Raw genomic sequence first — 13,698 nt, forward strand, 5'->3', positions numbered from 1 at the left:
ATGACCGCGCCACATTTCATCGCACATCAAAACATCTGGCTGGATGAGCGGCTGAATACCGGACCGGGCTCATATCACATCGGTGGATATGTTGAACTCCGTGGTCCTCTGGATATCGATATCTTCGGCGCGGCACTGAAGGCGGTGGCGGCTGCACATGCCGGCCTGCATATGCAACCGGTGCCCGAAGGAGACGGTTTTCGTCTTCTCGCATACCAAGACACCTTCTCGTCACCTGTCAGCGTCGATCTGTCGCAGGAGGGAAATCCTGCGGCAGCTGCGAACGCCTGGATGGCGGCGGATTTCCGCCGGATGTTTCCGGCCGGCGCCCCCCTGTTCAGGTGGGGGTTGATACGCCTCACCGCCGACCGCCATTTCTGGACCAAGACCTATCACCATCTGATCGTCGACGGCCACGCGATCTCGCGGATCGTGCAGGATGCCGCACATGCATACACCTCGCTGCTTGCCGGCCGCGTCCCCGGCCTCGCCGGCAGCGATCCGCTGGCGATCGGTGATCCGCTTGCAGGCGACGGCGTGTCGGCGCGGCACCACTGGTCGACGGTTCTGGCAGCGGCCCCGCCGGTGCTCAACCCGGTACCGCCCCTGCCACCCCCGGATCTCGGCCCGCCGGATCTCACCCCGCCGGAGCCCGGCATGCCGGGCCGGCGAACCCGGATCGGGCTGGAGCGCGGGGTCTATGATGGCCTCGCCCGGCTTGCCGCACAGGCCGGCGCCGGCCTGCCGCAGCTGCTTCTGGTGCTGGCCTCTGCCGCCCTGCTCCGCCGGGCGGGGCGGGATGCTCTGGTCGCCGGCCTGCCGGTCGCCAACAGGCCGACCGCCGCCCACAAGGCGGCCGTCGGCCTGTTCGCCACCATGCAGCCGGTCATCGTTGCGATCGATGCCACCGACCGCCCGCTCGATGTCGCAGCCGCTCTGGCCCGCAGGATGCGCAGCGCCTATCGCCATCGCAGCATCGCCTTTGCCGAACAGGCGGCGATGCTGGCGGCGGTGCGCGGCCGGGGCACGCCCGCTTTCGATCTCACCCTGTCTTTCGAGCCGCACGACTACGACGCCCGCTTCGGCCCGGTGACGGCGACCGCCCATACCCTCTCCACCGGGCGAGAGCCGCATCCGCTCTCGATCTTCGTGCGCGACTATCATGACGGTGCCGCCGTCACCGTCGATCTGGACTGGCGCAGCGACGTTTTCGCCGCCGACGACATCCCGGCCCTGATCGCCCGCTTCAACCGGCTCTGCCGCAGGCTCCTCGACCAGCCTCAGGCCAGCCTCGGCCGGCTCGACCAGCCGGATACCGAAACCCTCGTCCGGCTCAGACGCCTGGGCTGCGGCCGGCCGCCACGACCGGGCGATCTCGCACCGCTCGCCGATACGATCGCGGCCCAGGCCGCCGCCACCCCCGCAGCCCTCGCGGTGGTCGATGCCGCGACCGGGGATCGTCTGGACTATCAGACCCTCGTCGCCTGCGCCGGCCGCCGCGCGGCCGCCCTTCAACGCGCCGGTGGCGGCCCCGAAAGCGTGATCGGCCTTGCCCATCCTTCGGGGATCGAGGCGGTGATCTCGCGGCTCGCGGTCTCGATGGCAGGCGCCGCCTGGCTGCCGCTCGATCCCGAGGATCCCCCTGCCCGCCGGGCGACGATGCTCGATCAGGCCCGTCCCCTGCTGGTGCTGGACGACCAGTCGGCCCGCGCTCTCGACCTGACCGTTGCCGCCGATGCCCGGCCGGCAGCATGGCCGGTTCATCCCGAACAGCTCGCCTATCTGCTGTTCACCTCGGGCTCGACCGGCACGCCCAAGCCCGTCGCCGTCCCGCACCGCGCCCTGGCCATGCACATGGCCTGGATGGGCCGGCGCTATCCGCTCGGCCCCGACGACGTCGTCCTGCAGAAGACCCCGGCCGGTTTCGACGCCTCGATCTGGGAGTTTCTGGCGCCGCTGATGGCCGGTGCGCGGCTGGTGCTGGCGCCAGCCGGCAGCCATCGCGACCCTGAGATGATCGGGCGGCTTTGCGCAGATCACGGCGCCACCATCCTGCAGGCCACGCCGACCCTGATCGACGCGCTGGCCGCAGGCGGGGCGCTCGCCCGTGCCGGCCGGCTGCGCCGCCTGTTCGCGGGCGGCGAGATCCTGGGCCCGGCGACCATCGCCGCCGCCCGGGCAGCGCTGCCCGCCGATGCCGTCCTGATCAATCTCTACGGCCCTACGGAATGCTGTATCGACGCCTCGGCCGCCGACATCCCGGCGGATCTGCAGGGGGCGGCGCCGCTGGGCGATCCGGTTGACGGCGCCAGCCTGCAGGTGATCGATGCCGCGGGCGACCCGGTCGGCCCGGGGGTCGCCGGTGAACTCGCCATCGGCGGCCTGGCCGTCGGCCGTGGCTATCACGGCGATCCGGTGCGCACCGCGTTCGCCTTCCGCCCCGACCCCGAGGCGAAGGCGCCGGGCGCCCGCCGCTATCTGACCGGCGATCGCGTCCGCCGCACGGAACGGGATGCCCTGCTGGCGCTGGGCCGGATCGACGGCCAGATCAAGCTGGCCGGCCGGCGGATCGAACCGGGCGAGATCGAAGCCGCGCTGATGGTCCATCCCGCCATCGCCCAGGCGGGCGCAGCCCTGCTGCCGGCGACCGACGGCGCCGCTCCCCGGCTCGGCGCCTGCATCGTGCTCCGCCCCGGCCATCCTGCCCCGGCCCCCGACGAGCTGCGCCGCCATCTGGCGGCCCGCCTGCCCGCCGTGCTCCACCCTGCGATCGTGACCTCCGCCGACCGGCTGCCGCTGTCGCGTTCAGGCAAGCTCGACCGCCGGGCTCTTGGCAAGGCGATGGCCGACGAGGTACCGGCCACCGCCGCCCGCACCCGCCTCGACGGCCCGCTCCAGGCCGAAATCGCCGCGATCTGGGCCGAAGTGCTCGACCTGCCGATGCCCGGATCCGCCGATGATTTCTTCGCCCTTGGCGGCCACTCGCTGAAGGCCATGCAGGTGGCGACGCGGCTGCGCGCGGTGTTCGATGTCGAAATCGGCCTGGAAGAGCTGTTCGACCATCCCCGCCTCGACGATCTGGCGGCACTCGTCGCCGCCCGGCGCCGGGATGCCCCTGCGGACCCCGGCCCCGTGCTCGACATCCTGCCGGTCCCGGCCAGCGGCCTCTGCCCGCTGTCGTCTGCGCAGGAGCGGATCTGGTTTCTGGCCCAGTGGCCGGATGGCGCCGTCGCCTACAATATGGCGATGGCGGTCCGCATCGACGGCCCGCTCGACGTCGCAGCCTTTGCCGAGGCCGCGGCCGTGCTGCCCGATCGCCATCCGATGCTGCGCACCTGCTTCGCGGCCCCCGACGGCGTGCCGCTTCAGCGGGTCGACCCTGAGGCACGGCTGGTGCTCGCGACCCGCGATCTCAGGGATCTCGATCCCGCGGCACGCGATGCGGCGGTGACCGAGGCCGCCGCCCGCGACGCAGCCACGCCCTTCGACCTGACCCGGGCGCCGCTGCTGCGGCTGACCCTGCTGCGGCTCGCCGATGACGCCCATGTCCTGCTGGTCAACCTGCACCACATCGCCGGCGACGGCTGGTCGGGGCAGATCGTGCTGGAAGAGCTGACCGCCCTTTATGCCGCCCGGATCGGCGCCGGTCCCGATCTGCCGCCGGCGCCCGCGCTCACCTATGCCGATGTCGCCGACTGGCAGCGCCGCCGCCTGAACGAGGCCGAAGCCCGCCGCCAGCTCGACCATTGGCGGGGGGTGCTGACCGACCCGCCGGTGCTGGACCTGCCGACCGACCGGCCGCGGCCGCCGGTGGTCTCATCGGACGGCGGCTGCCTTGTCCGCGACCTGCCTGATGATCTTCTGGTGGATCTCCGCAGGCTTGCGGCAGGCGCCGGCTGCACGCCCTTCATGGCCATGACCGCCCTGTTCGGCCTGCTGCTCGGCCGCATGGCCGGCCAGGACGAGGTCGTGATCGGCACGCCGGTCACCAACCGTCCGGACCGGCGGCTGGAGGATCTGGTCGGCTTCTTCACCAACACCCTGCCGCTCAGGCTGGATCTGAGGGGGGCCGATCTTCCCGCCCTGCTCTCCCGCACCCGCGCCACCTGCCTCGCCGCCTTCGACCATCCGGACCTGCCCTTCGAGCGCCTGGTCGATGCCTTCGCGCCCGAACGCAGCCTGGCCCATACACCGCTCTTCCAGGTGATGCTGGCCTGGCAGCTGGCCGGCGCCAGCCGGCTGGAACTGCCGGGGCTTGCCGTCAGCCGGCTTGCCCCCGCCTTCACCGCCGCCAAATTCGACCTGATGCTTTCGGTCGAAGAGACCGGCCGGTCGATGTCCTGGCGCTTCGACTATCGCGCCGAGCTGTTCGAGCCCGAGACGATCGCCCTGATCGCCGACCGGCTTATCGCCCTGATCCGCGCCGCCGCCCGTCATCCGGCAGCGCGTCTGCCGGAACTCTTCGAAGTCCCGGTTCCGACAGTGCCGACGCCCCCCGCGCCCGCATCCGATGTCGTCGACCTCATCCTCGCCCGTCTCGACGCCGATCCCGGCCAGATCGCGCTGGTCGATGCGGCCACGGGCATCAGCCTTTCCGCCGCAGAACTGGCAGCCCGCGCCCGCCGCCGTGCGGCGGGGCTGGTCGCGGCCGGCATCGGCCCCGATCGCATCGTCGCCCTCGCCCATCCCCGCGGGGCCGAGCTGGTGGTGTCGATGCTGGCGGTGGCGATTGCCGGCGGTGCCTGGCTTGCCCTCGACGAGGACGAGCCCGAGGCGCGCCGGGCGCTGATCCTGGCGACCGCCGCCCCCGATCTGGTGCTGGATGCCGACGGCGCCGCCCGGATCGATGCCGCCGCCGGCGATCATCCGCTGCCGGCCGGCGTCCGCCATCCCGACCGGCTGGCCTATCTGCTGTTCACCTCGGGCTCCACCGGCACGCCCAAGCCGGTGGCCGTGCCGCACCGCGCGCTCGCCCGGCACATGGCCTGGATGAACCGCAGCTTCCCGCTCGACCCCGCAGATGCCGTGCTTCAGAAGACGCCCACCGGCTTCGACGCCTCGGTCTGGGAGTTCCAGGCACCGCTGATGACCGGCGCCCGGCTGGTGCTGGCCCCTGCCGGCAGCCATCGCGCGCCCGAGACCCTGGGCAGGCTGGTCGACGCCCATGGCATCACCATTCTTCAGGCAACCCCGACTCTGGTCGATGCGCTGGCGGCCACGGGCGCCCTCGCCCGCGGCCAGCAGCTGCGCCGGCTGTTCATCGGCGGCGAAGCGCTGGGTACCCCCACCATTCGCGCCGCGCGCACCGTGCTGCCGTCCGGCTGCGCGATCATCAACCTCTACGGCCCCACCGAATGCTGCATCGATGCCACCGCCTGGGTCGCGGACGGTCTGCCCGCGGCGGGCACGGCGCCGCTGGGGGCGGCGATCGACGGTGTGCATCTCATGGTGCTCGACCGCACCGGCCGTCCCGTCCCGCCGGGCATGCCGGGCGAACTCGCCATCGGTGGCGAGACCGTCGGCCGCGGCTATCACGGCGATCCGGTGCGCACCGCGCTCGCCTTCCGTCCTGACCCGGCGGCCCCCCGCCCCGGTGCCCGCTGCTATCTGACCGGCGACCGGGTGCTGGTCGATGCCCGCGGCCGGCTGCGCTATCAGGGCCGGATCGATGCCCAGATGAAACTCCGCGGCCAGCGGATCGAGCCGGGCGAGATCGAGGCGGTGTTGAGCGCCCATCCCGCCATCGCCCGCGCCGGGGTGACGGTGGTGAGCGCCGAGGGCGGCGAGACCCTGGTCGCCTGGCTGACCTGCCATCCGGGAAGCGTTTTGCCTGCCGCCGAGGTGCTCCGCCGCCATGTCGCCCGGCATCTGCCGATCCACATGATCCCGGCGCGCTTCGTTGCAACCGATGCCCTGCCGCTCACCGCCTCGGGCAAGCTCGACCGCCGGGCGCTGACCGCCCGGCCGCTGCCCGACGCCGACCGCCCGGCCGGCAGCGATGCCCCGGCCAGCCCGGTCGAGATCCTGATTGCGGAAATCTGGGCTGAGGTGCTGGACCGGCCGGTCATCGCGCGCAGTGACGACTTCTTCGCCCTTGGCGGCCACTCGCTCAAGGCCGTGCGCATGCTCGCCCGGCTGAACGAGGCGCTGCCGGTGGAGGTGCCGCTGCGCACCGTGTTCGAGAACCCGACCGTGGCGACGCTTGCCGCCGCCCTGGGCGCCCTGACCGATGCGGCACTGGCCGGAGATGACGATCTCGCCGCCCTGCTGGCCGAAATCGAGGCCCTGACCGGGGCAGAGGGGCCCGAGGTAGATGGGCCCGGGACAGATGGGCCCGAGGCCGAAACCTTTCCGGATACCGCCGCCCAATGAGCACGCTCCCGCCCGATACGCCTGCCGGCCGCAGCCTGCTTGACCGCATGGCCGCCCTCAGCCCCGCCCAGCGCGCGGCGCTGAAGCAGCGTCTGGCGGCCCGCGACGGGGCTCCGGCAGCACCTGCAACGGCCGTCGCTGCGGAGACATGGCCCGAGGTCGGCGCACAAGCCCCGCTTTCCCCCGCCCAGATGCGCTTTCTGTTCCTGGCCGAAGACGAGGCCGGCGATGCCCAGGCCATGTCGCTGATGCTGCGCATCGATGGTCCGCTCGATGCCGACCGGCTGGCGGCGGCGGTCTCGGACATCGTCACCGCCCAGGCGGCGCTGCGCTGCCGGATCCTGAAAACCGCCCGGGCCCCGGTGCAGGAGGTGCTGCCCGCCCCCGCACCGGCCGAAGCACTGCCGGTCGTCCAGATCGCACCGGCGGAGGATGCCGATGCCGCCCTGGTTGCGGCGGGCCTCGCCCTCGGCCACGAAAGCTTCGATCTCGCCGTCGGCCCACTCGCCCGCTTCCGCCTGTTTCGCTGTGCGCCGGATCTGCATGGGCTGGGGGTGGTGCTGCACCACATCGTGGCCGATGGCTGGTCGGCCGGGCTTTGCCTCGCCCTGATCCAGGACGCCTATGCCCGGCGGATGGCCGGCCGGCCGCCGGCACCGCCGCCCGCGCGTTCCGCCTTCGACGAAGCCCGGCGTCTGGCCGATCTGGCAGCCGGGGAAGCGCATCGCCGCCGTCTCGACCAATGGGTCGACCGTCTGGCCGGTGCACCGCGACGGCTGATGCTGGATGGCGGACCGGGAGAGCCGGGCCCCGCCCGGCATCTGCCCTTCCGGATCAACCCCGCCCAGGCCGAAGCCCTGGCCGGTCTCAGCCGGCGCGTGCCCGGTGCCACGGTCTTCACCGCCCTGCTCGCCGCCTGGGGCGCGGTGCTCGGCCGGTTCACCGATCAGGGCGACACCACGATCGCGGTCGCGGTCGCCAACCGCCCCGATCCGGCGCTCGACCGCACGATCGGCGAATTCGCCGATCTGGTGGTGCTGCGGCTCGCCACCGCCGACGATCCGGGCGTGGACGCCCTGCTCACCCGCACCCGCGACGCGGTGATCGACGCCCAGGCCCATGACGGCATCACCCTCGCCCAGATCATGGAAGCGATCGACCGCCGCCATGGCGCCGGGGCCCGGCCGGCGATCGATGCCGCCTTCAGCTTCCTGAACGTGCCGGCGCCTGCGGCCGACGCCCATGGCCTGCGCTTCCGGCCGCTGCCACTGCCGGCCGACCGGCTGGATTTCGCACTCTATCTGACGGCGCACGAAGATCCTGCCGGCGGACTGGCGGGATCGCTGGGCTTCCGGCCTGATCTCGTGCCACCGGCGCTCGCCGCCGCACTCGCCGACGCTTTCGGGCTGGTCGTCGACGCCATCAGCCTGGACGGCAGCCTGCCGGTCTCGCGCCTGGCCCTGACGACCGAACCCGCCGGCGACGATCTGCCGGTGGTCACCGGCCCCGATGGCCGGCTGCATCTGGCGCCCGTGGGCCTGCCGGGCCGGCTTCTGCCCGGCCCCGACCGCGCGCGGCGGCTCTCCGACGGCCGGCTGCGGCTGCTGCCCGGCATCGACGGCGCACTGCGCCGCGGCACTGCGCGGGTTCATCCGGCCGCGGTGGAAGCGGCGCTGCGCCGCCTGCCCGGCGTGCTCGATGCGGCGGTCTGGACCCGCATCGCCACCGATCACGAGGCCCGTCTGGTCGCGGCGGTCGCGACCGGCATTCCGTCGATCGAGCCTGCGGGTTTCGCGGCCGGGCTCGTGGACGCGCTGCCGCTGCTGCTCCGCCCGGATGCCGTCCTGCCGGTTCATGCCATCCCGCGCGATGCCGAGGGCCGGCCCGACCGCGCCGCCCTCGACCGGCTGGCCGTGCCCGCGGCCCCGCACCGGACGGATCAGGCGGCCCTGGTCTGGGTGGAGGCGCCGGCCCCCGCTCTGCCGCGCCTGCCGCTCGACAGCCTGCCCGGCACCGCCGGAGCGGCGGATGACGCGGGCTGGCTGGTGCCGGGCGACCCGCCGCCTCGGGCGCTGGCCGATGGGGGGCCGCTGGTTCTGCCCGCCGATGCCCCGCGCACGCTGGATGCCGCCCTGATCGCAACCGCCGCCCGCCATCCGGGGCGCGGCATTCTGCATGACGACGGCCGCGGATCGCCACGGCTTCAGGATTATGCCGGGCTTCTGGCGGCCGCCCGCCGCACGCTCGGCCGGCTTCAGGCAGAAGGCCTGCGTCCGGGCGACCGGGCGGTGCTGGTCTTCGCCGACCTTCCCCGTCATATCGAGGCGCTCTGGGCCTGCATTCTGGGCGGCATCCGGCCGGTGACGGTCGCCGTACCCCATGCCGCCGGCGATGCCGTCGCGGCCAAGCTTTCGGGCACCCATGCGCATCTGGGCGCGCCGCCGGTGCTGACCGATACCGACACCCGCGATCATCTGAGCCGGATCCTGCCCGACGCCCGGATCCTGGTCGCCGCCCCCGACACCGATACGCCTGACGGGGTTCCCCATCCGGCCACCCCCGACGATGTCGCCTTCATCCAGCTCTCCTCGGGCTCGACCGGTGTGCCCAAATGCATCCAGGTCACCCATGGCGGGGTGATCGCCCATGTCTTCGGCCAAGTCGCCGCCTGGGGGCACGGGCCCGACGACGTGTCGATGAACTGGCTGCCCTTCGACCATGTCGTGCCGATGCTGACCTGCCATCTGAAGGACACGGTGCTCGGCCGCCAGCAGATCCAGGCCCCCACCGCGGCGGTGCTGGACCGGCCGCTGCTCTGGCTCGATCTGATCGAACGCCACCGGGTGACGCTGGCCTGGGCGCCCAATTTCGCCTTTCGCCTGGTCGCCGACGCCCTGTCGCGTGAGACGGGGCGGCGGCGCGACCTGTCTTCGATCCGCTGGTTCATCAATGCGGGCGAACAGGTGACTGCACCGGTGGTCGCCGATGCGCTGGCGGCCATGGTGCCGCATGGCCTGCGTCCTGGCGCGGTTCGCAATGAATTCGGCATGGCCGAACTCTGCACGGTGATGACCGGCGGCATCGACTTCACCGCAGACGGCGCCTGCCGCCATGTCACCGCCGGATCGCTGGCCGGCCGGCTGCGCGCCGCCGCGACGCCCGGCCCCGGCACGGTCAGCTTCGTCGATGCCGGCCGGCCGATCCCTGGTGTCGCGATCCGCATCGCCGATCCCGACGGCGCCACCTGCCCGGAAGGCGTGATCGGCCGGCTTCAGGCGCGGGGTGCCGTCACCACCCCCGGCTATATCGACAACGCCGCCGCCAATGAAGCGGCCTTCGCCGATGCCGGCTGGTTCGACACCGGCGATCTGGGCTTCATCGCCGATGGCCGCCTGGTGCTGACCGGCCGGCTGAAAGAGATGATCGTCGTCTGCGGCGCCAATCACTATGCCCATGACGTCGAAGACGAGGCCGGCCGCGCGGCGGGGGTCGCCGCCACCTTCGTCGCCGCCACCGCCGTCGACCGCCCCGATCTCGGCACCGAAGGGATCGCCGTTTTCTACGTGCCCGAGGCTTGTCTGGCCGAGATCGGTTCCGCCGATGATGCCGGCCCGCGCCGCGCCGAAATCGCCGAGATCACCGCCCGTCTCGCCCGCCGGCTCGGCATCGCACCCTCGGTGGTGGTGCCGCTGGAGCGGGCCGATTTCCCCAAGACCACCAGCGGCAAGATCCAGCGCACCGCCCTGCGCCACCGGCTGGAAGCGGGCGATTTCGATGCCCGGCTTGCCGCCCTCGGCCTCACCCCGGGCCGCGATCGGGGGCCGGGCCTGCCCGACTGGTTCCTGGAGCCGGGGGATGCCCCCGCCCCGCCGCTTGCCGGCGCCCCGCGGCTTGGGCTGATCGAAGACCGCCTGCCGCGCGGCATGGCGCTGGCCGATGCCATCGACCGCCGGCGCGCGCTACTGGCCCGTCTGGCCGGCCAGACTGTCGAGCTGGTCACCGTGACACCCGCCGGCGACGTCACCGCCGCCGCGGTCGATGCCTTCACCGCCGCCGCGGCCGAGGAGCTGCCCGGCCTGCATCTGCGTCGGATCGTCATGGCCGACGGCACGCCCGAAGCGCTCATCACCGACGAGATTGCCCGTGGCACCCTGCCGGTGGTCCACCTCGCGGCCGGCGGCCGCACCCGGCCGGTGCTGCACCCGGCGCGGCTCGCCCCCGACACCCCTGCCCAAGGTATCGCCCCGGGGCAATCCTGGCTGGTCACCGGCGGCCATGGCGGGCTTGGGCGGGCCCTGATCCGCCACCTGCTCGATCGCGGCGTGGCCTCCGTCACCGTCATCGGCCGGCACATGGCGACGGCGGATGACCCGCGAGTCCATGCCCTGTCGCTCGATCTTGCCGCCGCCGATGCCGGCGCGCGGCTTGCAGTCCTCGGCCGGTTCGACGGCATCGCCCATCTGGCGGGGCTCTATCGCGAGCGGCCGGCGGCCGAAGAAGACGGCAGGGCGGTGGCCGAGCTGGCGGCGCCCAAGACCGGCATGCTGCCGGCGCTTGCCCGCCTGCTGCGGGATGACGGGCTGCTGATCGCCTTCTCCTCCGTCGTGGCCCATCTGCCGGCGGCCGGCACCGCGGCCTATGCCGCCGCCAATGCCGCCCTCGAAGCCGAAGCCGCTGCGCTGCGCCGGCCCGGCGGGCCACACCTCGTCACCATCGCCTGGACGAATTGGGACGGGCCCGGCATGGGGGCGGCCGTCACCGGTGCCGCCGGCCTCGCCCGCGGCCGCGGCCTGCTGCCCATCCCGCCCGCCGACGGTCTGGCCAGCCTGGATGTCGTGCTGGCCGCCGGCCTCACCCGCGCGGTGATCGGCGCCGATCGCCGCCATCCGATGATCGCGGCCCGTTGCATCGATCCGGAACTGTCCCCCGCCCGCGCCCGCGCGGTGCTGCTGGTGGCAGGTGAGACGGCTGCCCCGGCGACGCTCCGCCGGGCCGAAGACATCTTCGGCACCCCTGCCGGCCCCGGGCTCCGCCATGTCGACCATCTGCCGGAAAGCGACGACGCCCTTGTGGTCCTTGCCGCCGGCGGCGACACCATCGCGGCCGTGGCACCCCGCACGGCGACCGAAACCGCGCTCGCCGCGATCTGGTCGGAACTGCTGCCGGCACCGGTCGCCGGCATCGATGCCGATTTCTTCGCCGCCGGCGGCCACAGCCTGCTCGCCGCCCGGATCGTCACCCGGATCAACGACCATTTCGGCCTGCACCTTACCCCGGCCGCGCTGTTCGATGCCCCGACCATCCGGGCGCTGGCGGCGCATGTCGACGGCGTTGCGGCGCCCGGCCCGGCCGGGGCCGACGAGGATTTCGAGGAGGGCGCCCTGTGACCGCCACCGACCTGCTCGCCCGCGTCGCCGGTGCCGGCATCCAGCTCTGGTCCGAGAATGGCGAGCTGCGCTTCCGGGCACCGAAAGGAGCGCTGACCCCGGAACTGCGGGCCGAGATCGGGGCGCGCCGCGCCGAGTTGATCGCGCTTCTGGCCGAGGCAGCCGCCGTCGCCGCGGCGGATGACCGCGACCCGCTGCCCTCCTTCCGGCCTGAACTGGATGATGAGATCCCGCTCGCCCCCGGTCAGGCCCGCTGGTGGTTCCTCGACCGGCTGGGCGCCGATCCGAGGGCGGCGCTGATCACCGCGGCGCTCGATCTCAGGGGCTCGCTCGACATCGCCCGCCTGGCCCGGGCCTTCGCCGACATCGCCCGCCGCCATCAGCCGCTCAGGACCGCGATCCTCGATCATCAGGGCACGCCGCGCGCCGTGCTCCGGCCGGTGCCCACGGCCTGGCCGCTGCCGGTGACCGATGCCGCCGACGACGCCACGGCCGATGCGATGGCGCGCGAGATTGCCGCCCGGCCGATCGATCTGGCGGACGGGCTCAACCTCCGCACCGCGCTCCTCCGCCAGGCGCCCGATCATCACCGACTGGTGGTGGTGCTGCACCATGCCGCCGCCGATGGCTGGTCGCTGGGCGTGCTGCTCCACGAGGTGCAGGTTCTGTATGACGGCGGCACGCTGCCGCCGCTCCGCCGCAGCTATGCCGAGGTGATGCAGGATCAGGCGCGGATCCGCGCCGCCGATCTCGATGTCTGGCGCAAGCTGCTGGCCGATCTGCCGCCGGCGTCCGATCTCGTTCTGCCCGGGCATCCCGAGCCGGCCGGGGACGACCCGGTGATCCGGCGGCGTCTTTCCCCAGAGACGTCGGCCCGGCTCGACGCCCTCGGCCGCGGGCTGGGCGTCACCCCCTTCATCATCCTGACCGCGGCCGCCCAGATCCTGATCGGCCGGCTGTCGGGCAGCCACGACTTCGCCCTCGGCACCCCGGTTGCCAACCGGCCCGATGCCGATGCCGAGGCGCTGATCGGCTTCGTCACCAACACGCTGGTGCTGCGCGCCGCCCTCGGCCGGGCGCGCACGGTGCGCGAGCTGCTCACCGCCATCCGCGGCGACACCCGCGACGCGCTCGCCCACCAGTCGCTTCCCTTCGACCGGCTGGTCGACGCGCTGGGCATTGCCCGCACCGGCACCGACAACCCGCTCTTCCGGGTGCTGGTCGCGGCCGGCGCCGCCGATCTGCCGGCGCCGGGGCTGGGCGGTCTCGACGTCGCCATTCTGCCCGCCCCGGCCACGAGCACCCGGCTCGACCTTGAAATTCACGGCCATGCCGGGCCCGAGGGCTTCGATCTGGCGGTCACTTTCGATCCGACCCGGATCGGCCGCACCGCTGCCACCGACCTGCTGGACCGGCTGGGTCTGATCCTGGACGGCATGGCGACCCGCCCCGATGAAGCCTGGGCCGACCTGCCGATCCTGACCGCGGCCGAGGCCGCCCGCATCGATGCGGCGGCCCGCGGCGCCGCCATCCGCCACCCGCGGGTGCTGGACGAAATCCTGGCCCGCGCGGCCGAGGCTCCCACGGCACCGGCTTTGATCGACGCCCATGGCAGCCTCGATCGCCGCCGTCTGATCGGCCGCGCCGCCGCGCTCGCCGGGCAACTCGGCGCCGTGCAGGGTGCACCGGTGGGGTTGATGCTCGGCCGCGGTCAGGCCCATGGCATCGGCCTGCTGGGCGCCTGGCTTGCCGGTGCGGGGGCCATGCCGCTCGATCCCGAGCTGCCGGATGCCCGGCTCGCGACCATGATCGCCATCGCGGAACCGGCCGCGATCGTCGCCGATGCGGCAGAGATCGACCGGCTGCGCCGGCTGACCGACCGGCCCGTCCTTCCTCTGCCGGAGGCCACCGCCGAAACCCGGCCAGTCGCGACATCGCC

3 protein-coding genes (1 of these 3 only partly in view) are annotated in these 13,698 nt (G+C 73.2%); all 3 read left to right on the plus strand.

Annotation, left to right across the window (positions count from 1 at the left end):
- Tightly spaced (each overlapping or abutting the next), the 3 genes in view from TMO_RS26815 to TMO_RS32730 form a layout consistent with a single transcriptional unit that may run on beyond the window.
- Positions 1-6,372: a non-ribosomal peptide synthetase gene (locus TMO_RS26815; protein WP_014748201.1), complete on the plus strand. Its 6,372-nt coding sequence runs from the start codon at positions 1-3 to the stop codon at positions 6,370-6,372.
- Positions 6,369-11,759: an SDR family NAD(P)-dependent oxidoreductase gene (locus TMO_RS26820; protein ID WP_014748202.1), complete on the plus strand. Its 5,391-nt coding sequence runs from the start codon at positions 6,369-6,371 to the stop codon at positions 11,757-11,759. Before TMO_RS26815 ends, TMO_RS26820 begins: the two co-directional genes overlap by 4 nt.
- Positions 11,756-13,698, plus strand: partial view of a non-ribosomal peptide synthetase gene (locus TMO_RS32730; protein ID WP_014748203.1) — the 5' portion only. It continues 2,050 nt past the right edge of the window; only the first 1,943 of its 3,993 coding nucleotides appear in the window; the start codon lies at positions 11,756-11,758; its stop codon lies beyond the right edge, outside the window. Before TMO_RS26820 ends, TMO_RS32730 begins: the two co-directional genes overlap by 4 nt.

This window comes from Tistrella mobilis KA081020-065 (genome assembly GCF_000264455.2).
GTDB classification, from domain to species: domain Bacteria; phylum Pseudomonadota; class Alphaproteobacteria; order Tistrellales; family Tistrellaceae; genus Tistrella; species Tistrella mobilis.

Excerpts from the sequence above, each read along its gene's own strand:
- TMO_RS26815 (WP_014748201.1), top strand. The coding sequence starts at position 1 with ATGACCGCGCCACATTTCATCGCACATCAAAACATCTGGCTGGATGAG.
- TMO_RS26820 (WP_014748202.1), top strand. The coding sequence starts at position 6,369 with ATGAGCACGCTCCCGCCCGATACGCCTGCCGGCCGCAGCCTGCTTGAC.